Annotated in this window: 25 protein-coding genes; 20 read left to right on the top strand and 5 right to left on the bottom strand. The window is 61.3% G+C overall.

Annotated features, from left to right (window positions below):
- Positions 1 to 14 precede the first annotated feature (14 nt).
- Genes AC1RT4_RS24030 through AC1RT4_RS24010 form a run of 5 tightly spaced genes read right to left on the bottom strand, consistent with a single transcriptional unit; the run spans position 15 to position 6,801 of the window.
- On the bottom strand, positions 15 to 1,259 hold the full coding sequence (locus AC1RT4_RS24030) for an MFS transporter (RefSeq protein WP_493088361.1): 1,245 nt from the start codon (positions 1,257 to 1,259) through the stop codon (positions 15 to 17).
- 13 nt (positions 1,260 to 1,272) lie between these two features.
- Positions 1,273 to 3,126, bottom strand: a complete 1,854-nt coding sequence (locus AC1RT4_RS24025) for an IucA/IucC family protein (RefSeq protein ID WP_493088359.1) — start codon at positions 3,124 to 3,126, stop codon at positions 1,273 to 1,275.
- A 45-nt stretch (positions 3,127 to 3,171) separates the two neighbouring features.
- Positions 3,172 to 4,320, bottom strand: a complete 1,149-nt coding sequence (locus tag AC1RT4_RS24020; protein WP_493088357.1) for an NAD/NADP octopine/nopaline dehydrogenase family protein — start codon at positions 4,318 to 4,320, stop codon at positions 3,172 to 3,174.
- A gap of 28 nt (positions 4,321 to 4,348) precedes the next feature.
- Positions 4,349 to 5,392: a PLP-dependent cysteine synthase family protein gene (locus AC1RT4_RS24015; protein ID WP_493088355.1), complete on the bottom strand. Its 1,044-nt coding sequence runs from the start codon at positions 5,390 to 5,392 to the stop codon at positions 4,349 to 4,351.
- A 14-nt stretch (positions 5,393 to 5,406) separates the two neighbouring features.
- On the bottom strand, positions 5,407 to 6,801 hold the full coding sequence (locus AC1RT4_RS24010; RefSeq protein ID WP_493088354.1) for a Y4yA family PLP-dependent enzyme: 1,395 nt from the start codon (positions 6,799 to 6,801) through the stop codon (positions 5,407 to 5,409).
- A 587-nt stretch (positions 6,802 to 7,388) separates the two neighbouring features.
- Between AC1RT4_RS24010 and AC1RT4_RS24005 the strand changes: the two genes are divergently transcribed.
- The 20 genes from AC1RT4_RS24005 to AC1RT4_RS23910 all read left to right on the top strand — a co-directional run bounded on the left by AC1RT4_RS24005 (position 7,389) and on the right by AC1RT4_RS23910 (position 26,859).
- Complete coding sequence (locus AC1RT4_RS24005; protein WP_493088352.1) at positions 7,389 to 8,276, top strand: HpcH/HpaI aldolase/citrate lyase family protein; 888 nt, start codon at positions 7,389 to 7,391, stop codon at positions 8,274 to 8,276.
- Positions 8,277 to 8,291: 15 nt separating this feature from the next.
- Positions 8,292 to 8,693, top strand: a complete 402-nt coding sequence (locus tag AC1RT4_RS24000) for a ParB N-terminal domain-containing protein (protein WP_127797825.1) — start codon at positions 8,292 to 8,294, stop codon at positions 8,691 to 8,693.
- A 161-nt stretch (positions 8,694 to 8,854) separates the two neighbouring features.
- Positions 8,855 to 11,059 carry a TonB-dependent receptor gene (locus AC1RT4_RS23995; protein ID WP_493088350.1) on the top strand — a complete coding sequence of 735 codons (2,205 nt, stop codon included), beginning with the start codon at positions 8,855 to 8,857 and terminating at the stop codon, positions 11,057 to 11,059.
- 101 nt (positions 11,060 to 11,160) lie between these two features.
- Entirely contained in the window at positions 11,161 to 11,532 is a 372-nt protein-coding gene (locus AC1RT4_RS23990) for a fe2+ zn2+ uptake regulation protein (protein WP_493088348.1), read from the top strand.
- Between the two features lie 206 nt (positions 11,533 to 11,738).
- Positions 11,739 to 12,695 carry an AraC family transcriptional regulator gene (locus tag AC1RT4_RS23985; RefSeq protein WP_115077509.1) on the top strand — a complete coding sequence of 319 codons (957 nt, stop codon included), beginning with the start codon at positions 11,739 to 11,741 and terminating at the stop codon, positions 12,693 to 12,695.
- Between the two features lie 141 nt (positions 12,696 to 12,836).
- Complete coding sequence (benA, locus tag AC1RT4_RS23980; RefSeq protein WP_493088346.1) at positions 12,837 to 14,192, top strand: benzoate 1,2-dioxygenase large subunit; 1,356 nt, start codon at positions 12,837 to 12,839, stop codon at positions 14,190 to 14,192.
- On the top strand, positions 14,192 to 14,680 hold the full coding sequence (gene benB, locus AC1RT4_RS23975; protein WP_007958097.1) for a benzoate 1,2-dioxygenase small subunit: 489 nt from the start codon (positions 14,192 to 14,194) through the stop codon (positions 14,678 to 14,680). Before benA ends, benB begins: the two co-directional genes overlap by 1 nt.
- A 46-nt stretch (positions 14,681 to 14,726) precedes the next feature.
- Positions 14,727 to 15,734, top strand: a complete 1,008-nt coding sequence (gene benC, locus AC1RT4_RS23970) for a benzoate 1,2-dioxygenase electron transfer component BenC (RefSeq protein ID WP_493088344.1) — start codon at positions 14,727 to 14,729, stop codon at positions 15,732 to 15,734.
- 27 nt (positions 15,735 to 15,761) lie between these two features.
- Positions 15,762 to 16,523, top strand: coding sequence for a 1,6-dihydroxycyclohexa-2,4-diene-1-carboxylate dehydrogenase (locus AC1RT4_RS23965; protein ID WP_493088342.1), 762 nt, complete (start codon positions 15,762 to 15,764; stop codon positions 16,521 to 16,523).
- Positions 16,524 to 16,545: 22 nt separating this feature from the next.
- On the top strand, positions 16,546 to 17,667 hold the full coding sequence (locus tag AC1RT4_RS23960; RefSeq protein WP_493088340.1) for a muconate cycloisomerase family protein: 1,122 nt from the start codon (positions 16,546 to 16,548) through the stop codon (positions 17,665 to 17,667).
- An 18-nt stretch (positions 17,668 to 17,685) separates the two neighbouring features.
- Complete coding sequence (catC, locus tag AC1RT4_RS23955; RefSeq protein WP_007958078.1) at positions 17,686 to 17,976, top strand: muconolactone Delta-isomerase; 291 nt, start codon at positions 17,686 to 17,688, stop codon at positions 17,974 to 17,976.
- Between the two features lie 40 nt (positions 17,977 to 18,016).
- Positions 18,017 to 18,931 (top strand): catechol 1,2-dioxygenase, encoded by a 915-nt coding sequence (catA, locus tag AC1RT4_RS23950; RefSeq protein ID WP_493088338.1) that lies wholly within the window; start codon positions 18,017 to 18,019, stop codon positions 18,929 to 18,931.
- A 213-nt stretch (positions 18,932 to 19,144) separates the two neighbouring features.
- A complete protein-coding gene (locus AC1RT4_RS23945; RefSeq protein WP_493088336.1) occupies positions 19,145 to 20,197 on the top strand; it encodes an isopenicillin N synthase family dioxygenase in 1,053 nt (350 codons plus the stop codon).
- Between the two features lie 42 nt (positions 20,198 to 20,239).
- On the top strand, positions 20,240 to 21,049 hold the full coding sequence (locus tag AC1RT4_RS23940) for a MetQ/NlpA family ABC transporter substrate-binding protein (RefSeq protein WP_493088491.1): 810 nt from the start codon (positions 20,240 to 20,242) through the stop codon (positions 21,047 to 21,049).
- Complete coding sequence (locus tag AC1RT4_RS23935; RefSeq protein ID WP_493088334.1) at positions 21,046 to 21,846, top strand: methionine ABC transporter ATP-binding protein; 801 nt, start codon at positions 21,046 to 21,048, stop codon at positions 21,844 to 21,846. Before AC1RT4_RS23940 ends, AC1RT4_RS23935 begins: the two co-directional genes overlap by 4 nt.
- A complete protein-coding gene (locus AC1RT4_RS23930) occupies positions 21,843 to 22,514 on the top strand; it encodes a methionine ABC transporter permease (RefSeq protein ID WP_007955507.1) in 672 nt (223 codons plus the stop codon). Before AC1RT4_RS23935 ends, AC1RT4_RS23930 begins: the two co-directional genes overlap by 4 nt.
- An 8-nt stretch (positions 22,515 to 22,522) precedes the next feature.
- A complete protein-coding gene (locus AC1RT4_RS23925) occupies positions 22,523 to 24,079 on the top strand; it encodes a sugar ABC transporter ATP-binding protein (protein WP_493088331.1) in 1,557 nt (518 codons plus the stop codon).
- Positions 24,072 to 25,097 (top strand): ABC transporter permease, encoded by a 1,026-nt coding sequence (locus AC1RT4_RS23920; RefSeq protein ID WP_493088329.1) that lies wholly within the window; start codon positions 24,072 to 24,074, stop codon positions 25,095 to 25,097. The genes AC1RT4_RS23925 and AC1RT4_RS23920 overlap by 8 nt, the downstream gene beginning before the upstream one ends.
- A gap of 31 nt (positions 25,098 to 25,128) precedes the next feature.
- Positions 25,129 to 26,184, top strand: a complete 1,056-nt coding sequence (locus AC1RT4_RS23915; protein WP_493088327.1) for a substrate-binding domain-containing protein — start codon at positions 25,129 to 25,131, stop codon at positions 26,182 to 26,184.
- Positions 26,185 to 26,193: 9 nt separating this feature from the next.
- Positions 26,194 to 26,859, top strand: a complete 666-nt coding sequence (locus tag AC1RT4_RS23910; RefSeq protein ID WP_493088325.1) for a sulfite oxidase-like oxidoreductase — start codon at positions 26,194 to 26,196, stop codon at positions 26,857 to 26,859.
- Positions 26,860 to 26,922 lie beyond the last annotated feature (63 nt).

Genomic DNA, 26,922 nt, shown 5'->3' with positions numbered 1-26,922 from the left:
AGCAGACTCCTTGATCAGTCGCCCGGCGGGATCTGGCTCGGTTGCATGACCATCGGCCGGTAGCGCAACGCAACGATGGGAATCAGCGCGAGGATGTAGGCGAGGCAGACAAACAGGTAGGTGTACTGCAAGCCATAGACCTGGCTAAGCAGACCACCGGCCGAAATACCGGCGATGGACGCGAACTGCGCGGTGCTTTGGGCAATGCCCAGCACATAGCCCTGGCGCGAGCTGTCGGCGGTCTTGGAAATCAGCGCCATCAATACCGGCGTCGTGGCACCCAGTAACACGCCCCAGATGAAGTAGGCGCCGACGAACACGATCGGGTTACGCGTGACGCCCGCGAGTGCCGTCAGCGCGATACAGCCGATCACGACATAAGTGATGCGTTGCAAGGTGTCCTGCTGGGAACGGTGCTCGAAGTAACGCGACCACGCGGTTGCCGACAGAATGAAACCCAGCGCCAGCAAGCCATAGCACAACCCGACCACCGAGTTGCTGACCTCGAACACCGAGCTGACGTACAGCGAGAACGATGTCTGCGGCAGCATCCGCGCCATCAGCAAAATGCCCATCACGCCCAACAGCGAAAGAAGAGGCGTGCCTTGCCAGACACTGGTGTTGTGACTGGTCGGAGCAGTGTTATCCGCGACCGGTGCTTTCTTCACCGGCGGCACATCCGGCAACGTTACGGCCGCGACCACGGTGCAGATCGCGCACAACACTGCAGCGATCATGTTGATCCAGAAGAACGTCGCGTAATCGAGGATCAACCCGCCAACCACTGCGCCGAGCAACGAGCCGACGTTGGTGGAAATCTGCAGGATCGCGAACAGTCGCGCCCGGCGTGAAGGGGCCTCGATACTCACGCCGTAGGCCTGGGCCGGGGCGATGTAGCCGGCGAAGGCGCCTTGCAGGAAGCGCAGGATCAGGATCACCCAGATGTCACTGCACAGGGCCAGCCCAAGCTGAGTCAATGACAGGCCGGCGAGGGCGCGGATCATCATCAACTTGTGGCCGTAGCGGTCACCGATACGGCCCCAGAATGCACTGGTCAGAATAATGCCCAGCATCGGCCCGACGTACACGGCGATGCTGGCGAAACTGAATAGCGAGTCTGACGAGGTCAGCCCCCGCAGGTGGACGGGCCAGAACGGCCCGCTCATTTCCATCGCGCCCATCGAAATGAGCTGGATCGCGAACAGAAGATAAATCAGGACTCTTACGCGCGAACCCGCGATGGCACCTGCTTGGGTCATGAGTCAGCCTCGGTTATTGAACAACATTGAGCGGGTTGGTCAGCGTGTGCTGAATCCGGTAGTTGGAGTACTGCATCATGTGCATGCGCAGCAACGAACGGGTCGGCCACGGATCATTGAGGAATGCCTTGCGTTCGACTTCCCACAACTCCGGCGCGACACGCTCGCGTACCGCCGCGAACGCCTGCTCGGTCTCCTCACGCAGAATGTCCCACATCCGGTTGTTGTCCAGCGCGTACTCCTTGGTCAGCCACAGGGCCATTTCATGCAGGTGCGTGAGGAACGCCGCGTCGAGCACAAACATGCGCACCGGCTCGATATCGCCCTCGAACACCGTTGGCAGAATGCCCGGCTGCACGTGCGGTTGCAGGGTGTAGCCGCGTCCCTCCAGCAATGGAGCGTAGGTCCTGCCGTCGCCGAAATCGCGGATCAGCAGACTACGTGCTTTGCCATCCGGGGAAAACAGCACCATCGTGTTCTGCTGGTGCGCTTCGAGTCCGATCCCGTACATCAGATAGATCGCCATCACCGGGTGGGTGACCACTTTGGCGTACTGACGGAACCAGTCCTCGACCTGCGTGGCATTCGCCCGAACGCCATCGCGCTCGATCAACTCGGTGAACAACGGTCGACCACTGCCCGGCAAGCGAGTGAACAGTGACGCCACGGTGATCGGCAGACACTCGTCGGTGCGCTCGAACGCTTGCTGGCTGGCGCGGAACACCACCGACAGATGCCGGCCGGGGTGGTCGTCTTGAGTGATCGCGTTCTTGTAGCGCACACCGATCTCTTCCGGGAAGATTTCCAGGCGCTGCCCGAAACCGTTTTCGACCTCGAGGATTTTGGTGATGACGGTGCTGATGCGCGGCCCCATGTGAATCGACTTGGCTTGCAGGCTGCGCAGCTCGCTGGTCATCCACACGGCAATCGGCAATTTGATCAGCGGTGCGCTTTCCTTGAGCACCGGCATCATCGTGCGGTACGACATGGTCGGCAGGGTCTGGATGTCCGGGCCGTCGGTGATCAGGATGCCTTCTGCAATTTCTGCCGCGAAGTTTTTCAGCACGTAGGCCTGCAAATGCCACGCGTGAATCGGCAGTGGCAACCACTGGGATTCGTCGAGACCCTTGTCGTTCAGCGACGCTTTCCATTGCTCCCATTGAGTCGGGAAGTTGCCGGCAAACCAGCTGCGGTAATCGGTGATGTGGGGCATGCTTTCGCTTTTCGCCATGTCGGCACGCAGCGCGGCAATGCGCAGCGGCACCTGGGCGTTGAACTCCGGCGACAGTTGCTCGACTTCCTCATCGCTCAGGCCGGGCCGGGCTTTCCAGGTCGGATAGTAGGGGTGACCTTCCAGCGAGCCCCACTGGTCAAGAAGGATCGCGGCGTCCTTGGTGCTGGCGTGCTGGCGCAGATAGTCGGTCAGGCTTTCGAGGCCCTGTTCCCGGGCGGCGGCGGCCAGGCGTGCGTTCCATTGCTGGCGATGCTGACGCGCGTGGGCATCGTTCATCAGGCTGTTTTCCATGTCCGTCTTGAGCCCGTCGATGCCTTCATCGGTCGGTTCGAAATCGAAGCTGTCGCGCAGCACATCCAGCAGGTCCTGATGGGTGTAGATCACCTGGCGCACGCCTTCATCGGTCATCAGGATCACGTCGCCGTCATTGACCACGGTGTCCGCCGGGCCCTTGGCGATGTTGGAAAAGAACACCTGGGAACGGCCGTCTTTCAGCGCGTACGTGGCTTCGTTACCGGCTTCGGAGAAGCGCAGCCCCGAGCGATCCAGAATGTTTTCGGCAAACAGGCAACGGATCATCCGTCGCAGGGCGTTCTTACGGGAGTAGGCGATGAGTGTCTTGAAGTCATCCATATCAGCTATCTGCTCGTCGAGAAATTAATGAAAAGTTGAATCCGCTCACGCCGTGCGCGGCCAATGGCGGGGGAAGTAGTCGAGCGCCGAGTCGCGCAAGCCCTGCATATAGGAAACGCTCCATTGCAGGACTTCTTCGATGTAGGGGACTTTCAGTTCGAAGCGCCGGGCCATTTCCACCAGCAGCACCAGGCCGTAGGCAACGTCTTCGTTGAAGGCGCGGCTTTCGCGTTCGATCACGTAACCGGCGCGGTTGTCGTCGGCCGGAATCATCGGGGCGAGGATGTCGTTGTAGGCCTGGTTGGTGCGCAGGATCGACAGCATGCTGCTCTGATCGCGGATCTGCTCGCCGTAGGCTTCGACGATTTCCTGCTTGAGGGATTTCACCGACGACAGGTCGATACCCATGCGCTGGCTGATCACGCTGCACAGCTCCTGACTTTCCTGATCCATGCGCTCAAGGAAATACGCCCCCAGCTCGGGGCACTCGGTCCACCAGCACATGCGCTGCGGGAAAATCTTGCGGTGCCATTGGCCGTAAGGACCGATCAAGCCGTAGATCACCGAGCTGTGCATGATCGGGTTGCCCGGTGTCAGGGTGATTTCCAGGTAGTGGTCGAGCATCGTCACGCAGGGGCCGTACAGCGTGGTGAGGATTTGTTCCAGGTGTTGCCGTGATTGCGCTGATTCCCGGTCGTGCAACGCGACATACAACTGGCTCTTGCCGCCGCCCATCTTGACCGACACGCCCGGCTTCAGATCGAACGCGGTGTGCGGCACATCCTTCATGCCCCAGATCACCACGTTCGAGCGTTCGCCCAGCGAAGCTTCCGCCAGCCAGTCGAAGCCGCAGAAACCCGGGATCGCGCCGACGTACACCGGTTTGCTCGAACTCAAATGCGGCGCGATGGCTTGCAGGGTTTGCGGGCGGGCATGGGCCGGCACCGTGATGATCACGATGTCGGCGTCGGCAACCACGACGCTGGCATCGGTGCTGACCTGATCCGGCCGTGCGCTCAGCGTCGAGCCGTCCGGCATCAGCGCCTGCATCGGCTGGTTGGCGAGGTGCCGGTCGACCACCTCTTGGTTGTTGGTGAGCATCGAAACCTGAACATTGGGCAGCTGTTTAAACAGGATGGCATTCAGATGCCCGGTCCGGCCTGCGCCGCAGATGGCGACTTTCAGCGGTTTCATACAGAGACTTTCCTGTGTGGGAGACGCGTCAGGCGACGCTCAATTGCAGGGGAGTGGCGTCGGATTCCAGCCAGCGGGTCTTGCCCAGCCAGCGGTCCAGTTGCGGGGCGACGCCCGGGTCCAGCAAGTCGCGCTCTTCCAGCCATTTGTCGTCGAACACGGTGTGCAGGTACTTCTCGCCACCGTCGGCAATCGGCACCACAACGTTGCCGGTCAGCGTGCCTTTGTGGATCAGCTCCAGCGCCTTGAAGATCGCACCGCCGGTCGAGCCACCGACCAGCAGGGCCAGGTTGCGTGCGACGTAGCGGGCGGTTTCGAACGCCTGTGAGTCGGTGACCTGCAAGCCCAGGTCGATGCAGCTGTAGTCGAGTACCAGGCCAACGGTGTCGCCGGCCGGAGTGCCGGTTCCCGACTGGTAATACGGATAGCCAGGATGGCCGAAGACGATGGAGCCGGCCGGTTCGACGGCGACGGTGACGATGTCCGGGTTGTGCAGTTTCAGGCCGCGGGCGATGCCGGTCATCGAACCGCCGGTGCCGACACAGCCAACGTACGCGCCGATGTGGCCACCGGCCTGGGCGATGGTTTCACGCACGAAGTCGCTGTAGCCGCCGGCGTTGGCCGCGTTGTCGGACTGGTTCATGAACACTGCGCCGGGGATCTGCGAGGCGAGTTCGGCAGCCAGCCGTTGACGCTCGACCACAGCCACTTCGTCTTCCCGGTACGTGCCGGCGACGAAGCGGATCTCGGCGCCCAGTGCCTTCATCACCGCGATCTTGTCCTGCGCCGCATGGTGGTCGACCACGGCAATGAAATGCAGGTCGAACTCCACGGCTGCCATGGCCAGACCGATACCGGTATTGCCGGAGGACGATTCCACGACCACGCCACCGGGTTTCAACTTTCCGGACTTGAGCGCCGCCAATACCATGTTTCGCGCCATACGGTCTTTAATACTGCCGCCGGGATTGTTCTTCTCTATCTTCAGCAAAAGCCGGGCGTTGGTATCCGGAACATCGATGCCCAACATTGGTGTATTGCCAATAAGATCCGAAACTTTATTCAGTATCATCTGGACGTCTTCCCTTAATAGTCAGGTGTGAATGCGTAGTTGCCTTCCGTACAACAAATTGCCGTCAGTCGCCGTGGCAACGGGTGGCGATGAAATTCGTTTTCCAGCAAGTCCATCTGATAACCGGCGGTGTTGGCGTAGATCAATAAATCGCCGGTTTGTGGTGTTGTTTCGAAGTGGATCAGTCGATGAGTGATCACATCGTCGTCCAGGCAACTATGACCGGCGATATAGGCTTGCATCGGAACTTGTCTTGAATTTTTCGAAGTGATCAGGAGTGGATCGACAAGGTATTCAGACGAGAACCAGGTTTCGCACGCGCTGAAACTGCTGCCTTCGGCAAAGATCACAACTTTGTTGTCGGCAAGTTGTTTGGTGCGGGTTACGCGAAATACAGTAAGGGCTGCTTGATCCACCAGGCTTCGACCGGGCTCCAGTGCCAGTTTTATATTCTGGGTCTTCAAATAGCCGGCAATGGTTTTTCCCGCGGAATGCTCTGACTCCAGGAATAAGTCCAGCCACTGACAAGCCGTCAGACTGCTGCCATAAGGATAAAAAGAATTGGGCACTCGACGATTCTGATAATGACCAGGGTTGTTGTCGTTCTGCAAAAAACTGTCGTACTCCTGCGGGTCGACATAGCGCATCGGCAGGCCACCACCGATGTCGATCATGACCGGGTCGAGGCCCATTTCCCTGGCTGCATCGATGAAACCGGTGACTTCACGGAAAGCCTGCACCCGGGTTTCGTAGCCGTAGCCGCCGAGGTGGAAATGGAATCCTTCGAAGTGCAACGACTCACGAGATTCCGTCAGCCATTGCAGGCACTGAAACACGTCATTGGCGCCCATGCCGAAACGGCTCGCCGGGCAACTTGTCGGCCTGTAACGCAGCAGGACTCGGGCTTTGGCCGGTGCCGGCGCAGTGTCGAGCAGTGCTTTGAGCTGGCTGAACTCTTCCCGTGAATCCACACAAATCAGCGAACCGCCTTGCACCAGCGCTTGATGAAAGGCAGTCGTTTTGGCTGGCCCGGTTGCACACAAATGTTCCGCTTTTGTCCCAGCGCGCAGCGCGGCTTGCAGCTCAAACAGACTCGATACGTCAGTGCCGATGCCTGACGACGCAGCCGCAGCCAGCAGGCACTGGGACTTGTTGGCTTTGGCGCCGTAGAAAATCGCGTAGTCAACCGCGTGCTTTTTCAGCACCGATTGCAGCGCCTGGGCGTTGGCTTCAAAAGCATGTGGCCACACCAGATTCAGCGGCGATCCGTATTGTTTAACAAGTTCAACAAGTTTTCCCGGTGAGTGTTGAAGAAAGTTTTCGATAACAGGATCAAGTAACGGTTTCAGCACTTTTGGGTAATAAACTTCAGTTGTTTCTTTAATGAGCGGCGCAATTAATTCAGGCATAGGAAACCTCTGGCGTAAATAATCGCCATATGTATGTTGCGTGTTCTTGCTGCTCGTCAGGTACGAGTGTTTAAAGAGGTGGAGGCGGATGACAGATCCGCTCTTGAATTAAACAAGGGGCATGTTCTTTCATAAAATTTTCACAAATCTGTTTCATGAGAACCCCACTCCTTAAGGCTCAGGCAGGCAAGGAGAAGGCCAATAAAATATGGCCTTGTCGCTTTTGAAGTGCCATTACCTGACATGTAAATGACATCATTGCGCCGAACTTTCCGTGAACAAAATCGCAGGTCTTGATTTGAGTCTCGACCCTGTCAGCGGCTCGAACAATATTGCGAACAGGAACGATTATCAAGTAAGGTTTTCAAATATTTTTGAATGAACACACGCAACAGGGGAGTGCGAAGCCGTTTGTTCGCCTGCTCAAGTAAGCGCTCGCGTATTGATTAAAAAATCCCTTAACGCCTTGTTATTCAAGGTGTTGACGGTTGATTCAATACGCCTGGAATCAACCCGGTTTTTCCCCTGTAACAGGTGTTCGAATTTTTTTGAAAACCCACGACTGAAGCACGCTCAGGAGAGTCCCGATGACTGTTCGTCACAGCACCAATGCCACGCTTCCCATCAGCTACCTGTTCGTTCCCGGCAACCGGCCGGAGCGCTTTTGCAAAGCGGTCGAAGCCGGGCCGGACGCGATCATTCTCGACCTCGAAGACGCCGTTCATCCGAACAGCAAAGCCGTGGCCCGGGCGTCGATCTGGGCCTGGCAGCAGAGCACGCCCGAAACCGCCTGCCAGCGTTACATCCGGCTGAACAGCGTCGGCAGCTCGCTGTTTCGCCAGGACATGACGTGGCTGGGCGACATGCGCTACCCCGAGCGTTGCGCGGGGATTTTCCTGCCCAAGGCCGAATGCCCGGAGAGCCTGTCGCGCGTGGTCGAGCGCCTGCTGGCATGGAACCCCGAGCTGCAAATCGTCGCCATCATCGAGACCGCCAAGGGCCTGCATCAGGTCGAGGCGATTGCGGCGATTCCCGGGTTGGCGCGGCTGGCATTCGGCTCGCTGGATTTCTCCCTGGACATCAACTGCAGCCAGATTCCCGAGGCGTTTCTGTTCGCCCGCAATCGCATCGTGCTGGCTTCGCGGGTGGCCGGTTTGCCGGCGCCGATCGATGGCGTGACCCCGGCCATCAGCGACATGGCGGTGGTCGAGCGCGACTCGCGTTATGCCCGGTCGCTGGGGTTCGGCGCCAAGCTGTGTATCCATCCTTCGCAAATCGCCACGGTGCAGAAAGCCTTCCTGCCCAACGCCCGCCAACTGGCTTGGGCGGACCGGGTCCTGAACGCGGTGGCGGGGGGCAGTCACGCGGTGCAAGTCGACGGCGAAATGGTCGATCTGCCACTCATCGAACAGGCCCAGCGCCTGCGCGACATGGCCAGTCATTACGCGCTGGTCGCCAACGCGGATGCCTGCTGAAACCGGGGGTGAATCATGGGACATGGTTACCAGATTGCCCTGCGTGCGCTGTGCGATGTGCGGCAATCCGAGCAGGTCGATCCGCTCAACGTGCAGCGCCTGCGCGAGGCGATCATCCAGGCCGGGCACTGGCTGGAACCGATCATCGTCGAGCGCTCCCGAGGCATCGTGATGGACGGCAATCACCGGTTCAACGCGGCGCGGGCACTGGGGTTGAAACGGGTGCCGTGCATCCAGCTCGACTACGCCGACCCACGGGTTTGTGTGCGGCACTGGCAGACCGGGCAAGCGTTCGAAGTGGCACAGATTTTCACCACCATCGAGCGCGGCGAGCTGTTCCCGTACAAGACCACCCGGCACGCGTTCGACCCTGCGCTGCCGGTGGTCTCCATCCCGTTGCAATGCCTGTATGACTGACCCGCGTCGGAGGGTGGGTTTCGCAAACTCATCCTCCGGCGTTTTCCCCTCCGGGCGATCCGCTCAAAAAAAATATCCGGCCACGCTGATACTTTTTCGATTGTCGACTGGCAAATAGGAGTCATTACCATTTTCAGCCACTCGAGAAGGACCCAATCGTCATGTCTGTTGCAAGCCGACCCTGCAGTGAACGCGCACTCACACTGGCCATTCGCACCGCGATGCTGAGTTCCATTCTGGCCGCAGGAAGCGCCACTGCCTGGGCAGCAGACCCCAAGCAACCCGAGCAACAGGACGCCGTCGCCACCGAAGGGCTGACGCTGGACACCACCAACGTCAACGCCCGTTACAACGGCGCGACCGCATTGCCGGAAGTCCTCGCCGGGGGCCAGGTCGCCCGTGGTGCGCGGCTCGGGATGATGGGCAACAAGGACGTGATGGACACGCCTTTCAGCGTGACCAGCTACACCGCCAAGACCCTCGCGGATCTGCAAACCGTCACCGTGGCCGATGCGCTGGAACGCGACCCATCGGTGCGCTCCACCGGGCAGACCGGCGGGATCGTCGATTCGTTTTTCATCCGTGGATTTGCGATAGGCGAGGGCAACCTCGGCGAGCTGGCCTATGACGGTGTCTACGGCGTTGCGCCCAACTATCGGGTGTTCACCGAATACGCCGAGCGCGTCGAAGTGCTCAAAGGGCCGGGCGCGCTGATGTACGGGATTTCGCCCAACAGCGGCGTCGGCGGTGTGATCAACATCGTGCCCAAGCGCCCGCTGGCCGAAGACCTGACCCGCTTCACCGGCAGTTACGCTTCGGACTCGCAAGTAGGCGGGCATCTGGATATCAGTCGGCGTTTCGGTGACGAAAACCAGTTTGGCGTGCGTTTCAATGGCAGCCTTCAGGGCGGCGACACTGCGGTGGATGATCAGCAAAGGGATCTCAACATTGGCGCCATTGCCCTCGACTACCAGGGCGAGCGCTTGCGCCTGAACCTGGATTTCATCAGCCAGAAAGAGAGCTTCGATGCGGCCTCGCGCCCATTCACCATCGCGCCGGGCGTCGAGGTTCCATCGGCGCCGAACGGCCGCACCAACCTGCCGCAGGACTGGGGCTGGTCGGACACCAAGGAGCAGTCGGCCTTGCTCGGCGGCGAGTATGACCTCAACGATAACCTGACGGTGTTCGCCCACGCCGGCGGCGGTCGCTCGGACGTCAAGCGCATGTCCGACCAGGTGCCGCGAATCCTCAACGACGCCGGCGACACCAGCAACATTCCCGGCTACTACAAATTCAACGTCGACCGTTCGACGGCGGACGTGGGGATGCGAGCGCTGTTCGCCACCGGTCCGGTCACCCACACGACCACGGTCATGGCGACCCGTTATCAGGACGAGTTGTCCCGGGGCATCAACAACGGCACGGAAATCCGCTCGAACATCTACCACCCGGTGGACGTGCCCAAGCAGTACATCAACTCGCCGAAAGTGCTGCGCATTTCCGAATCGGAGCTGTCCGGCATCGCGTTGACCGACACCCTGGGCTTCCTCGATGACCGGATTCAGTTGACCCTCGGCGTGCGCCGTCAGGACATCGAGTCGCGTAACTACAACGCTTCGGGTGCGGTCAGCTCGCGTTACGACGACAACGCGACGACGCCGCTGGCGGGCGTGGTGGTCAAACCGTGGGACGACGTTTCGCTGTACTACAACTACGTCGAAGGCCTGAGCAAAGGTGACATCGCTCCGGGCACGGCTGCCAACTCCGGCGAAACCTTCGCACCCTACAAGTCCAAGCAGCACGAAATCGGCGTGAAGTACGAACACGGCACGTTCATGACGACTCTGGCGCTGTTCCAGATCGAGAAGCCGAGCGGCGAAATTGGCGCCGGCAATGTGTTCTCGGTGCAAGCCGAACAGCGCAACCGTGGCGTCGAGTTGAGCATGTTCGGTGAAGTGGCGCCGGGTACGCGCCTGATGGGCGGCGTGACCGTGCTTGATGGCGAACTGACGGACTCGGCCACCTCCGCCAACCGTGGCAACAAACCGGTCGGCGTGCCGGATGTCCAGGCCAACCTCTGGGCCGAGTGGGATACACCGTGGGTCGAAGGTTTCACCCTGACCGGCGGCGCGATCTACACCGACAGCCAATACGTCAATCAGGCCAACACCCAGGAGCTGCCTTCCTGGACCCGCGTCGACGCTGGCGCTCGCTACGCCACCAAGATCGAAGGTCGGCCGACGACGTTCCGTGCCACGGTGCAGAACGTGTTTGATCGTGAGTACTGGTCCGGTGTGGCGTCCTACGGCGCGTTCTCCCCGGGCTATCCACGTACGTTGCAGTTGTCGGCGACCGTCGACTTCTGATCGGGGGGCGCACTTGATGGCAGGACAGTCGAGTGCGCCTTCTTCTATATAGCTACGCACAGCGGTTGAGCACAGAGCCTTCAAGGAAAAGGAGTATTCGAATGTTAACCAGCCCGGCATCGACTTCCTCTGGTACGCCATTGCCGATCCCGAAAGGCCAGCGGGCCTTCGATTTCGAGCGCAGCACCAATGAGCATATCCGTGAGCTGCTGCATTATTACGGGCTGCGCACCAGCCTGATCCGGATCAAGGTGATCGATGCCTTGCTGGTTGCCGCACGGGAAGGGCGCGCCGTTGGCGGGCGCGGGGTACATGGGTATCTGCAGGCGTTTGTCAGCGGCATTCAATTCATCAGCGTCAGGGAAGTGCTCAAGCGTTTGTGCGAGGAGGGCGTCATCGTGTTTCAGCCCGACAAAAGCTACCGTTTCACCGGCGAGGCCTACGCGATGCTGGAGCAGCATACCGATCGCTGAGTGACCGCGTTTGCCGTTTTGATCAAAACCACCTGTTCTCAGGTGGTTTTTTCGTTGGGGCCGTCAATCCTGATTCGCTGAAAGCGTTCGATCACCGGACAGCCAAACCTTCGTCCAATTGCCCGATCCGGCACGCCGGCGTACTGTGACCGGTGATGGCGTAAACCGTGACCATCACCATAACGACAAGATCGAGTGCCTTGCCCATGGACAGCCGCCTGCTGAGCGACCGCAGCAGCGTGTTTCGCCACGCTGACCCGTATGCCGTCTCCGACTATGTGAACCAGCATGTCGGCCAGCATTTCATCGGCCTGTCCAAAACCACCCACCCGCAAGCCAGCCTCAATCACCGCAAGCTCGCCGACCTCGATCTGTGCCGCATCAGCTATGGCGGCAGCGTTCGCGTCACGTCGCTGGCGCTGGAAACCGTGTATCACCTGCAAGTCCTGCTGCAAGGCAACTGCCTGTGGCGCGGGCATAAGCGCGAGCATCACCTGGTGCCGGGCGAATTGCTGTTGATCAACCCGGACGATCCGGTCGACCTGACCTATTCCGACGATTGCGAGAAATTCATCCTCAAAGTACCGGTCAGCGTGCTGGAGTCGGTTTGCGACGAACAGCGCTGGCTGCATCCTGCCGGGGGCATCCGTTTTCTGCGCAATCATTACCGGCTCGACGAGCTGGAAGGGTTTACCAACCTGTTGGGCATGATCTGCCAGGAAGCCGAAGCCAGCGACCCTTTGCTGCGGGTGCAGGAGCATTACGCGCAGATCGTCGGCAGCAAACTGATCTCGCTGATGAACACCAACGTCAGCCGTGAATGCCTGAGTTCGCCGAGCGTCAGTTTCGAGCGGATCCTCGACTATATAGAGCGCAACCTGAAGCTGGATCTGCCCGCCGAACACCTCGCGGCCCAGGCGAACATGAGCCCGCGTTCACTTTACGCGCTGTTCGAACGCCAGCTCGGCGTGACCCCGATGCAATACATCCGCCAGCGCAAGCTGGAACGCATTCATGCCTGCCTCAACGACCCGAGCTGTCCGGTGCGCAACCTCACCGAACTGGCGCTCGACTACGGCTTCCTGCACCTCGGGCGTTTCTCCGAAAGCTATCGCCAGCAGTTCGGCGAATTGCCGTCCGTGACCTTCAAACGCCGCCACTGAATTCCCGCCCCGAAACAATCTGAAGCACCTGCCGCGCCGTCCTGCACAAAACGGATAGCGCTCTGCAGGATTCGGATATTGCCGCCCGCGTTGCCTCCCTAATCTGACCTGGCCTGAACAATAACAATGGAGGCCCCGGCCATGTCCCTGGGAATCGACTACCTCAATGCCATGCTTGAAGAGGCCCCCGAGAAGGGGGCCTACCGCTGCAAGCGGGAGATGTTCACCGATCCGCGGCTGTTCGAACTGGAGATGGCGCACATCTTCGAAGGCAACTGGATCTACCTCGCCCACGAAAGCCAGATCCCCAACGTCAACGATTTTCTGACCCTCACCATGGGTCGCCAGCCCGTGTTCATCGCCCGCAACAAGGCCGGTGAACTCAATGCCTTTCTCAATGCGTGCAGCCATCGCGGCGCCATGCTTTGCCGGCACAAGTCCGGCAACCGTTCCAGCTATACCTGCCCGTTCCACGGCTGGACGTTCAACAACAGCGGCAAACTGCTCAAGGTCAAAGACCCGAGCGAAGCCGGCTATCCCGAAGGTTTCAACTGCGAAGGCTCCCACGACCTGACCAAAGTCGCGCGTTTCGAGTCCTATCGCGGCTTTCTGTTCGGCAGCCTGAACGCCGATGTGAAATCCCTCGCCGAGCATCTGGGCGAGTCGGCCAAGATCATCGACATGATCGTCGATCAGTCCCCCGAGGGCCTGGAAGTGCTGCGCGGTTCCAGCTCCTACATCTATGAAGGCAACTGGAAACTCACCGCCGAAAACGGTGCCGACGGTTATCACGTCAGCTCCGTGCACTGGAACTACGCCGCCACCCAGAACCAGCGTCAGCAGCGCGACGCCGGCGAAGAAATCAAGACCATGAGCGCCGGCAGCTGGGCGAAGAAGGGCGGCGGTTTCTACTCGTTCGACCACGGCCACTTGCTGCTCTGGACCCGCTGGGCCAATCCCGAGGATCGTCCGGCCTACGAGCGCCGCAATGAACTGGCCCGGGACTTCGGCCAGGCCCGTGCCGACTGGATGATCGAGAACTCGCGCAACCTGTGCCTGTACCCCAACGTGTACCTGATGGATCAATTCAGCTCGCAGATCCGCATCGCCCGGCCGATCTCTGTCGACAAGACCGAGATCACCATCTATTGCATCGCCCCCAAAGGCGAAAGCGCCGAGGCCCGGGCCAAGCGCATTCGCCAATACGAAGACTTCTTCAACGTCAGCGGCATGGCCACCCCGGATGACCTCGAAGAATTCCGCTCATGCCAGACCGGCTACGGCGCCGGGCGCGGCTGGAACGACATGTCCCGTGGCGCGACCCATTGGGTCGAAGGCGCGGACGCGGCGGCCGAGGAAATCGACCTCAAACCCTTGTTGTCCGGCATGCGTACCGAAGACGAAGGCCTGTTCGTGCTGCAACACAAGTACTGGCAGGAAACCATGCTCAAGGCCGCTTCCACCGATAAAAACCTGATTCCCGTGGAGGCTGTGTGATGAGCAACCTCTACGACACCGTGCGCGATTTTCTCTACCGCGAAGCACGCTACCTCGACGACGGCCAGTGGGATCAATGGCTGGAACTCTACGCCGCCGACGCCAGTTTCTGGATGCCGGCCTGGGACGACCACGACACCCTGACCGAAGACCCGCAAAGCGAAATCTCGCTGATCTGGTACGGCAACCGTGGCGGCCTCGAAGACCGGGTGTTCCGGATCAAGACCGAGCGCTCCAGCGCGACCATTCCCGACACCCGCACCTCGCACAACCTCAGCAACATCGAGATCGTCGAGCAGGGCGAAGGGCAATGCCGGGTGCGCTTCAACTGGCACACCCTGAGCTTTCGCTATCAGGTCACCGACAGTTATTTCGGCACCAGCTTCTACACCCTCGACCTGCGCGGCGAACAGCCGTTGATCAAGGCCAAGAAAGTCGTGCTGAAGAACGATTATGTCCGTCAGGTCATCGACATCTACCACATCTGATCGAGACGGCGGCGAGCCGGGCTCGACGCTGTGAGCGAGGTGCACCATGAGTTTCCAGATCGCACTGAATTTCGAAGACGGGGTCACCCGTTTCATCGAGGCCTCGGGCCACGAAACCGTTGCCGACGCGGCGTATCGCCAAGGCATCAACATCCCGCTGGACTGTCGCGACGGCGCTTGCGGCACCTGCAAATGTTTCGCCGAGGCCGGGCGTTACGACATGGGCGACAACTTCATTGAAGACGCCCTGAGTGAAGACGAACTGGCCCAGGGTTACGTCCTGACCTGCCAGATGCGCGCCGAAAGCGACTGCGTGGTGCGGGTGCCGGTGGGCTCGCAGGTGTGCAAGACCGAACAGGCGAGTTATCAGGCGTCGATCAGCGATGTCCGGCAGCTTTCCGAAAGCACCATCGCGCTGTCGCTCAAGGGTGAATCCCTGAGCAAACTGGCGTTCCTGCCGGGGCAATACGTCAATCTGCAAGTGCCGGGCAGCGAGCAATCCCGCGCCTATTCCTTCAGCTCGCTGCAGAAGAACGGTGAGGTCAGTTTCCTGATCCGCAACGTCCCCGGCGGCCTGATGAGCAGCTTCCTCACCGGGTTGGCCAAGGCTGGCGACAGCCTGAATCTGGCCGGACCGCTGGGCAGTTTTTACCTGCGCGAGATCAAGCGGCCGCTGCTGTTGTTGGCTGGCGGCACCGGGCTGGCGCCGTTCACGGCGATGCTGGAGAAAATCGCCGAGCAGGGCAGCGAGCACCCGGTTCACCTGATCTACGGCGTGACCAACGATTTCGATCTGGTCGAACTCGACCGCCTCGCAGCCTTCGCCGCGCGCATCCCGAATTTCAGCTTTGGTGCCTGCGTGGCCAATCCGCAGAGTCAGCACCCGCTCAAGGGCTACGTCACCCAGCACATCGAGCCGCGCCACCTCAACGAAGGCGATGTCGACGTGTACCTGTGCGGTCCGCCGCCGATGGTCGAGGCAGTCAGCCAGTACATCCGCGAGCAGGGCATCACGCCGGCGAACTTCTACTACGAGAAATTCGCGGCGGCCTGAGTCTTCTTTTTGAATTGCGAGGTTGTCATGAACAACAGATTCGCCAACAAGGTCGCGCTGGTCACCGGCGCGGCGCAGGGCATCGGTCGCCGGGTATGCGAGCGATTGCTGGAGGAGGGCGCGCAGGTCATTGCCGTCGACCGCTCCGAACTGGTTCACGAACTGCAAGGCGAGGGCGTGCTGTCGCTGACCGCCGACCTTGAGCAATACGCCGATTGCGCCCGGGTGATGAGCGCCGCCGTCGATACGTTCGGGCGTCTGGATGTGCTGGTCAACAACGTCGGCGGCACCATCTGGGCCAAGCCTTTCGAACATTACGACGTCGAGCAGATCGAGGCCGAAGTGCGCCGTTCGCTGTTCCCGACGCTGTGGTGCTGTCACGCCGCATTGCCGTACATGCTCAAGCAGGGGCGCGGCGCGATCGTCAATGTGTCGTCGATTGCGACCCGCAGCCTGAACCGCGTTCCCTACGGCGCGGCCAAGGGCGGAATCAATGCGCTGACTGCCTGCCTGGCCTTTGAAAATGCCGAGCGCGGGATCCGGGTCAACGCCACCGCGCCCGGCGGCACCGAAGCGCCGCCCCGGCGCATTCCGCGCAACACCGCCGAACAGTCCGCGCAGGAGCAGGCCTGGTATCAGGAAATCGTCGCGCAAACCCTCGATAGCAGCCTGATGAAACGCTACGGAACCATTGATGAACAGGTCGGCGCGATCCTGTTTCTCGCCTCGGACGACGCCTCCTACATCACCGGCGTGACCCTGCCGGTCGGTGGCGGTGACCTCGGTTGATCACGCTTGAATGGACACTGAAATGAACCGGATCCTGATTGAAAACCTGTCGGCGATCATCGTTGACCTGCCGACCATCCGCCCGCACAAACTGGCGATGCACACGATGCAGAACCAGACACTGGTGATCCTGCGCCTGCGTTGCAGCGACGGTATCGAAGGCATCGGCGAAGCGACCACCATCGGCGGCCTGGCCTACGGCTACGAAAGCCCGGAAAGCATCAAGGCCAACATCGACGCGCACCTGGCGCCGGCGCTGATCGGCCTGGACGCGGACAACATCAACGCCGCGATGCACAAGCTCGACAAGATCGCCAAGGGCAACACCTTCGCCAAGTCCGGCATCGAGAGCGCATTGCTCGACGCCCAAGGCAAACGCCTCGGCCTGCCCGTGAGCGAACTGCTCGGCGGTCGAGTCCGCGACAGCCTCGAAGTGGCCTGGACCCTGGCCAGCGGCGACACCGCCCGCGACATCGCCGAAGCCGAACAAATGCTGGAAGCGCGGCGGCACCGGATCTTCAAATTGAAGATCGGCGCCAACCCGCTGGAGCAGGATCTGAAACACGTGGTGGCGATCAAGAAAGCCCTGGGCGAGCGCGCCAGTGTGCGGGTCGACGTCAACCAGTACTGGGACGAATCCCAGGCGATTCGCGGCTGTCAGGTACTCGGCGACAACGGTATCGACCTGATCGAGCAGCCGATCTCGCGGGTCAATCGCTCCGGGCAGATTCGCCTGAACCAGCGCAGCCCGGCGCCGATCATGGCCGACGAATCCATTGAAAGCGTCGAGGACGCGTTCAGCCTCGCCGCCGACGGCGCCGCCAGCGTCTTCGCCCTGAAGATCGCCAAGAACGGCGGCCCGCGTGCCGTGTTGCGCACCGCACAAATCGCCGAAGCCGCCGGCATCGCCCTGTACGGCGGCACCATGCTCGAAGGTTCCGTCGGTACGCTGGCCTCGGCCCATGCGTTCCTCACACTTAAGCAACTGACCTGGGACACCGAGCTGTTCGGTCCGCTGTTGCTGACCGAAGACATCGTCACCGAGCGCCCGCAGTACCGCGACTTTCACCTGCACATTCCACGCACCCCGGGCCTGGGCCTGACGCTGGATGAAGAGAGTCTGGCGCGCTTTCGCCGGCACTGATTCCCCAAGGAGAACGCCATGCTGTTCCACGTAAAAATGACCGTGAAATTGCCCGCCGACATGGACCCGGCCGTTGCCACAAAGCTCAAGGCCGACGAAAAGGAACTCGCCCAGCGCCTGCAACGCGAGGGCCAGTGGCGCCACCTCTGGCGCATCGCCGGGCACTACGCCAATTACAGCGTGTTCGACGTGCCCAGCGTCGAAGCGCTGCACGACACCCTGATGCTGTTGCCGCTGTTTCCCTACATGGAGATCGAGATCGACGGCCTCTGCCGCCACCCCTCGTCGATCCACGCCGACGACCGCTGAGCCCGGACCGACCCCACAACAACAAGATGAGGTGAACACCATGACCGTGAAGATTGCCCACACTGCCGAACTGCAAAAGTTCTTCGAAGAAGCCGCCGGTTTTGCCAACGATGGCGGCAGCATGCGTCTGAAAACCATCGTCCTGCGGGTGTTGCAGGACACCGCCCGGATCATCGAAGACCTTGAGATCAGCGAAGACGAATTCTGGAAAGCCGTCGATTACCTCAACCGTCTGGGCGGCCGCTCGGAAGCCGGGTTGCTGGTGGCCGGCCTCGGCCTCGAACATTTCCTCGACCTGTTGCAGGACGCCAAGGATGCGCAGATCGGCTTGACCGGCGGCACGCCGCGCACCATCGAAGGCCCGTTGTACGTGGCCGGCGCGCCATTGTACGAAGGTGAATGCCGGATGGACGACGGCAGCGAGGAGAGCGTCGCAACCGTGATGCTGCTCGAAGGCCAGGTGTTCGATCCGCAAGGCCAGCCGCTGGCCGGCGCCACGGTCGACCTGTGGCACGCCAACACCAAGGGCACTTACTCGTTCTTCGATCAGAGTCAGTCCGAGTACAACCTGCGTCGGCGGATCATCACCGACGCCGAAGGCCGCTACCGCGCCCGCAGCATCGTGCCCTCCGGTTATGGCTGCGACCCGCAAGGCCCGACCCAGGAATGCCTCGACCTGCTCGGCCGCCACGGCCAGCGCCCGGCTCATATTCACTTCTTCATTTCTGCACCGGGGAATCGACACCTGACCACGCAGATCAATCTGTCGGGGGACAAATACCTGTGGGATGACTTTGCGTACGCGACGCGTGAAGGGTTGGTCGGGGAGGTCGAGTTTCTGGAGGATGCAGCGGGACGTCGAGCCGAATTGAAGTTCGACTTCCAGTTGCAGCAGGCGCCGGACGCGGCGGCGCAGCAGCGCAGTCAACGGCCACGGGCGTTGCAGGACGCGTGACAGCAAGAGAGGGAGCCCATGGCTCCCTCTCTTCTGGAAAATGTTGGACCTAAGCTAATGCAAAAAAGATATTTGTCCGGTGTTTTTAATATCGTTTAGTTTTGTTTCATAGACGAATCAAAAGCATCAAACCGATAGACCTCCCGATTGCCATGACGGCACACGCTGAATCGATCACGGACTCTTCAGGTTTGATTCACACGGGAGTGAATCATGCCGCACACCTCAGACATCACCGCATTACCCATCCTCGACCTGTCCCTGCTCGACGGTACGCCGTCGCAACGCCAGGCCTTTCTCGATGACTTGCGCCATGCCGCCCGCGATGTGGGCTTTTTCTACCTGACCGGCCATGGCATCGACGCCAGCCTGCTCGAGCAAGTGCAGGACTATGCCCGCCAGTTCTTCACCTTGCCTGACAGCGAGAAAACCGCCGTCGGCATGATCAATTCGCCGCACTTTCGCGGTTATAACCGCGCCGCTTCCGAGATCACTCGAGGCCAGCCCGATCAACGTGAACAGTTCGATCTGGGCGCCGAGCGCGAGGTCTTGCCGTTGAACGCCGACAGTCCGTTGTGGGCGCGGCTGCAAGGGCCGAATCAATGGCCCGAAGCGTTGCCGCAACTCAAGCCGTTGCTGCTCGACTGGCAGCAGGCGATGACCCAAATGTCGCTGCGTCTGCTGCGCGCATTCGCCCAGTCACTGTCGCTGCCTGAAGACGCTTTCGACCGGTTGTACGGCGACAAACCCAACGAACACATCAAGCTGATGCGCTATCCGGGGCAAGCCTCGACGGCGAGCAAGCAGGGCGTCGGCGCGCACAAGGATTCGGGTTTTCTCAGCTTCCTGCTGCAAGACCGGCAGGCCGGCCTGCAAGTGGAAATCGAAGAGGGGCGCTGGATCGATGCGCTGCCTCGGGACAACACCCTGGTGGTGAATATCGGCGAGTTGCTGGAGCTGGCCACCAACGGTTATCTGCGCGCCACGGTGCATCGGGTGGTGTCGCCACCGGTGGGCAGCGAGCGCTTGTCCATCGCGTTTTTCCTCGGCGCGCAACTGGATGCAGTGGTGCCGCTTTATCCCTTGCCGACGGCATTGCTGCGTGAGGCTCGCGGCCCGGCCAGTGATCCGCTCAATCCGTTGTTTCGTGATGTCGGCTGGAATTATCTGAAGGGCCGACTGCGCTCCCATCCCGATGTTGCTCAGCGCTTCTACGCCGATGCGTCGAATACCCAGACACCGCTTCGCAAGACCGCCAACGCCTGATCCATCACTCGCAAAAGGATTTTTCCCATGTTGAAAAAAGCAGTGTTGAAAAAAGCAGGCCTGACCCTGGCCGTCCTCGGCGCGCTGGTGACTTCGTTCAGTGCTCAGGCGCTGGAGCCATTGCGCGTTGCCGCCGACCCGGTGCCCCACGCGCAGATCCTGGCGTACATCCAGAAACTCGATCCGCAGCTCAACCTCAAGGTGATCGAAATCCCGCAGGGCGTGAACTCCAACGAACTGCTGGTACACGGCGATGTGGACGCCAACTACTTCCAGCATCTGCCGTACCTGCAATCCCAGGAAAAGGCCCTCGGCGAAAAACTCGCGGTGGCCGCCACGGTGCACATCGAACCGCTGGGCATCTATTCCCATCGCCACAAAACCTTTGCCCAGGTGCCGGACAAAGGCACGGTTGCGGTGCCGAACAACGTCACCAACCTGAGCCGCGCGCTGTACCTGTTGCAGGACAACGGCCTGATCAAACTCAAAGCCGGTTTCAATGACCCGGCGGCCGATCAGGCGACACCGAAGGACATCGCCGAAAACCCGAAACACCTGAAGATCCTCGAAATCGAATCGCCGCAACTGCCCCGCGCACTGGACGACGTGGACCTGGCGGTGATCAACGGCAACTACGCGCTGGAAGCCGGGCTGGTGCCGGCCAAGGATGCGCTGGGTCTGGAGAAGGCCGAACACAACCCGTACGCCAACATTCTGGTGACCACGCCGAAACTGGAGAACGATCCGCGCATTCAGCAACTGGCCAAGGACCTGACCTCGCCGCAAGTCGCCAAGTACATCGCCGAGAACTTCAAGGGTTCGGTGATTCCGGTGGCGGATGCCAAGCCATGATCGTCGTCGAGCAGTTGAGCAAGACCTATCCGTCAGCGTCGACCCCGGCGCTGGATCAGGTGTCGCTGAGCATTCCCGATGGCGCGATCTACGGGATTCTCGGGCGCAGCGGCGCGGGTAAATCGACGCTGCTGCGTTGCCTCAATCTGCTCGAACGCCCGGATGCCGGGCGGATTCTGCTGGACGGCGAAGACCTCACGGTGCTGTCCGATAGCGAACTGCGTCGCCAGCGTCAGCGCATCGGCATGATCTTTCAGGGCTTCAACCTGCTGCATTCGCGCAACGTGTTCGACAACGTCGCGGTGCCGCTGGAAATCGCCAAAGTCGCCAAACCACAGCGCCAGGAACGGGTTCGGGAACTGCTGGAGCTGGTGGGGCTGGGCGACAAGGCCGAAGCCTTTCCATCCCAACTGTCCGGCGGACAGAAGCAGCGGGTCGGGATCGCCCGGGCCTTGGCGGCGCGGCCGGCGTATCTGCTGTCGGACGAAGCCACCAGCGCCCTCGACCCGGAAACCACCGCATCGATTCTGGAGCTGTTGCGTGACATCAACCGGCAGCTCGGTTTGACCATCGTCCTGATCACCCACGAGCTGGACGTGGTCAAGTCGATCTGCGATCACGCCGCGTCCATGGCCAATGGAAAACTGGTGGAAGCGGGGCCGGTCGCTCGACTGCTGGCCGATCCGCAGTCCGCCCTCGGCGCCTCACTGCGGCCCAGTTGCGGCTTGCCGCTGGGGCATGACGCGCCCGGTTTGAGTTTTCTGCGGCAGTACGGTGTACGGGCGGCCCACTCATGAACCGCGTGATCGACTGGAATGAAATCCTGCAACTGGTGCTCAACGCTACCGGCGAAACCCTGTACATGGTGCTGCTCGCCGGGCTGTTCACCTTGCTGATCGGCCTGCCGCTGGGGGTGTTGCTGTTCATCAGCCGTCGTCAAGGTCTGTACCCGTTGCCGAGGCTCAATCAAGCCTTGGGCGCGATCATCAATCTAGGGCGTTCGCTGCCGTTCGTGGTGATGCTGATTGCCCTGATCCCGCTGACCCGGCTGGTGGTCGGCACCACCCTGGGCAGCACCGCCGCCGTGGTGCCGATCACCATCGGCGCCTTTCCTTTTTTTGCGCGGATCGTCGAGAACGCCCTCGACGAAGTCGAAAAGGGCCGGATCGAAGCGATCCTCGCCATGGGCGGTGACATCCGCCATGTGATTTTCAAAGTGCTGTTGCCCGAAGCGCTGCCGGCCTTGCTGGCGGGCATCACCCTGACGCTGGTGATGCTGATCGGTTTTTCTTCCATGGCCGGAGTGATCGGTGGCGGGGGACTGGGCGATCTGGCGATCCGCTACGGTTATCAACGGTTCAACAATGAAGTGATGGTCGCCACCGTCGTGGTGTTGGTCATCCTCGTCCAGGGCGTGCAAAGCCTGGGCGATCGACTGGTGCGTTCGCTGGCTCATCGACGTTAAGGAATTTTATGGGTGCGCCTGTCGCCGTGGTCTCCGAACCACTGATTCGTGTACGTGAACTGAGTAAGACCTTTGGCTCGAACCGGGCGCTGGACCGGGTCAGCCTGGATATTTTTCCCGCCGAAGTGGTGGCGCTGCTCGGCGCCAACGGTGCGGGCAAATCGACGCTGGTGAAGATCCTCGCCGGGAGTCAATCCCACGACGGCGGCGAGATCTGGATCGATGGCCAGCCCCGGCATTTCAGTTCGCCGCTGTCGGCGCGCCGCTTCGGCATCGTCGCGGTTCATCAGCAGATCAATGAAGGCATCGCGCCCGGATTGAGCGTGGCGGAAAACCTGCTGCTCGATGAACTGTGCCGCCCCGACGCCGACTTCTGGCTCAATCGCAAACGCCTGCTGGAGCGTGCCGCGAGCATCGCTGCCGGCCTCGGTCTGGTGCTGCCGCTGGAACAACCGATCGAACACCTCGGCCAGGCCGAACGGCAACTGGTGGTGCTGGCCCGCGCCTTTGCCCTGCAACCGCGACTGCTGATTCTCGACGAGCCCACGGCAGCGCTGTCGGATGCCGAAGCGCAGCGCCTGTTCGGTCTGATCGACACCTTGCGCAGTCGCGGTGTGGCGATTCTGTATATCTCCCATCGGCTGTCCGATCTGCAACGTGTGGCCGACCGCGCCGTGGTCTTGCGTGACGGGCAACTGGCCGGTGAGTTCAGTGCCAAGCAACTGCCCGAAGCGCTGGAAGCGATGCTTGGTCAGGCGCTGGAAGCTCACATCTACACACCGCGAGCGGCGGGGCGCGAAGTGCTGAAACTGCGCGACGTGAAAATCCTGCCGCGCACCCAGGCTTTCGATCTGACCCTGCACGAAAACGAAGTGGTGGTGCTGACCGGATTGCTCGGCGCCGGCAAAAGCGAGATCGCCGAAGTGCTGTTCGGGCTGCGCAAACCGTTGTCCGGCTCACTGCAACTGGACGGCATCGACTGGCAACCGGGCTCGCCCCGGCAGGCGATCCAGAGCGGTGTGTTCTTCGCCGCCGAGGATCGCGCCAGCCAATCGTTGGTGCCGGACTTTTCATTGCGCCGCACCCTGACCTTGCCGTTCCTCGAACGCTTCACCCGTGGTGGTTTCATCCGCAACCGTGCCGAAGCAGCAGCGGTCGAGGCGCAAGTCTCGGCGTTGGGAATCAAGACCGCCGGCATCGATGTGCCGATGAGTGCGTTGTCCGGCGGTAATCAGCAAAAAGTCGTGCTCGGTCGCTGGCTGCTCGGCGAGGGCCGGGTGCTGATCCTCGACGAGCCGTTTCAGGGCGTTGATGTGCGTGCCCGACGCGAGATCGGCCAGTTGTTGCGCGATAGCGCCGCTGGCCGCGCCACGCTGGTGATCTGCTCGGATGTCGATGAGGCGCTGGAGATCGCCGACCGGATTCTGCTGGTGCGCGATCACGCGGTAGTGGCCGAGTACCCGCGTACCGGGCTGGATCGCGCCATCTTGGTCGCGGCGCTGGCCGGCAGCGATCCGCAAAATTCTATTGTTCACGCCGCGCCAAGGAGTAGAGCGAGTGCCTGATTCGAGTTCCCTGTTGTCATCCGCCCCGGCGCCGACCGAGCGCTTCGTGCAAGCGCTGATCCGCTACGGCCTGCTGTGGGTGCTGGCGTTGATCGTGGTGTTTTTCAGTGTGGCGGAACCGGCGTTCCTGCGCGTTGGCAATCTGTTCAGCATTCTGCAGTCGGTGTCGATTGTCGCGCTGCTGGCGTTGGGCGTGACGCTGACCATGGCCGTCGGCGGGCTGGATCTGTCCATCGGCGCGGTGGCGGCCATGAGCCTGATGATCGCCAGTTACGTGATGGTGGTGCTCGGCTGGGGCGCGGTGCCGGCGGTGCTGATCAGTCTCGCGGGCGGCGCGCTGGTCGGGCTGCTCAACGGCTGGCTGATCGTGAAGATGCGCGTGCCGGACATTCTCGCCACGCTCGGCAGCATGTTCCTGGTGATCGGCGTGCAACTGATTCCCACGGGCGGGCGCTCGATTGCGGTGGGCATGACTTTGCCCAATGGCGACGAAGCCGAGGGTTCGTTCAGTGCACTGTTTCTGGCGCTGGGCCGCGGACGGTTGTGGGACATCGTGCCGGTTCCGGTGTTGATCACGGCGGTGGTCGCGATGGCGGTGTGGCTGTTTCTCGAACGCACGCGCATCGGCCGGTTGTTCTATGCGATTGGCGGCAACGAGCAGGCGGCGCGATTGGCCGGTGCGCCGGTGCAGCGCTTCAAGTTGCTGGCTTACGTGCTGTCGGCGCTGTTGGCATCGCTGGGCGGATTGTTGTTGGCGGCGCGGTTGGGGCGCGGTGATGTCAGCTCCGGTAACGGTCTGGTGCTCGATGCGCTGGGCGCTGCGCTGATCGGTTTTGCCGTGCTCGGGGCGAAGAAGCCCAACGCGTTCGGCACGCTGGTCGGCGCGTTGCTGGTGGCTTCGTTGCTCAACGGCCTGACCATGCTCAACGCGCCGTATTACGCGCAGGATTTCGTCAAGGGACTGGTGCTGGTGCTGGCCCTGATGTTCACCTTCGGCCTCGCGCATCGGGCGCGCTGAGCCGGTTCATTGATGCTTCAAGGAAAGATCCATGCACGGTTCAATCAAGCAGTTCGCACGTCATTGCCTTGCCGGGGCATTGCTCTCGGCGCTGGCCCTCAACGCCCAGGCCAAGGCCTTGCCCGGCGCACCGGCGCCGTTCGATAAAGGTCAGGTACAGATCGCGCTGGTGGGCTATCTGTTTTCCGGGGATTTCCCTGAAGCCTATCTGCGCGGTGTCGAGAAACAGACCGAAGCGCTGGGCGCCAACCTTCGGGTGTTCGACGCGCGGCAACAGGCGGCGAGCCAGGGCGAAATGATCGATCAGGCCGCCGACCTCGGTGTCGACGGCATCATCGTGCAACTGGGACTGGCGGAAACCCTCAAAGGCCCGATTGACCGGGCGCTCGCCAAAGGCATCAAGGTCGTCGCGTTCGACGTTGATCTGAACACGCCGCAAGTGACCCAGGTCGAACAGGACCACCACGCACTGGCGCGTCTGGCCCTAGATCAAGCGGTGAAGGACAACGGCACCCGCTTCGACGCCGGTTACGTCTACATCAGCGGCTTCACGCCGATGGAGCGCCGCGACGAGATCTGGAGCCAGGTCAAGGCGAGCAATCCGGGGATTGTCGAGAAGGCGCGCTTCGGCACGCTCAATCCGCCGATTGCCAACTCGGTGGCCGATCAGGCCAGCGCCGTGCTGCGGGCCAACCCGGGGATCAGTGTGATCTTCGCGCCGTTCGACGAATTCGCCAAGGGGGCGAAAATCGCGGTGGACGAGGCCGGTCTGAGCCGCAAGGTGAAGATCTACAGCGCCGACATTTCCACCGCCGACATCCAGATCATGAAAGAGGCGGACAGCGCCTGGGCCGCCACCGCTGCGGTCAATCCGCAAGTGGCCGGGGCGATCAGCGTGCGCAGTCTGGCGATGCTGATTGCCGGGGAAAACCCGGGGCACAAGGTGCTGGTGCCGCCGACCCTGATCACCCGTCAGCAATTGCTGGATCTGGACGTGAAAAACGTACGGGACCTGGGGCAGAAACTGCCGGCCTTCGGTGACACCGCCAATGTCGCGCGGGCACCGTGGATTCCCGTGGCGAACTGAGGAATCGACATGCACAACAAGGCTGCGCGCCTGCGCAAGAGCCGTTCGCCGAAAGCCGATGTGGCGCTGGGCGAACGGCTGCCACCGGGGCAGGTGCTGACGGAGCGTTTCCCGATCCTGCACGAAGGCGAGGTGCCGGCCTATGACCTGTCGACGTGGTCGCTGCGCCTGTTCGGCATCTTGGCCAACCCGGTCGAGCTGACCTACGCCGATCTGCAAGCGCTGCCGCAACGCTCGTTGCAATGCGACATTCATTGCGTGACACGCTGGTCGAAGTTCGACACCCGCTGGAGCGGGGTGCACCTGCAAGACCTGTTGCAGGCCCTGGACGTCCGGCCGACGTCGTCCTTCGTCATGGCCCACGCCGATCACGATTACCAGACCAACCTGCGCCTCGACGACCTGCTGCACCCGGACAGCCTGCTGGCCACCCATTACGACGGTCAGCCGCTGACCGCGCAACATGGCTGGCCGCTGCGTCTGGTGGTGGCGGGGCGGTACTTCTGGAAGAGCGCGAAATGGCTGCGCGGGCTCGAGTTCACCGATCAGGAACAACTGGGCTTCTGGGAGCGCAACGGCTTTCATTTGCACGCCGATCCGTTCATTGAACAGCGCTTCAGCGGCGAAGCGCTGGACATTGCCGAAGATGCCTGGCGGGAAAAGGACTTCGACTGACAGCATCTAACTTCGCGCCGAAAAAACACAGATTAATAACGCTCTCTACAACAACGTGGAGTG

It is taken from the genome of Pseudomonas sp. GW821-FHT11D10 (genome assembly GCF_058808435.1).
This window is presented reverse-complemented; position numbering and strand designations above follow the sequence as displayed.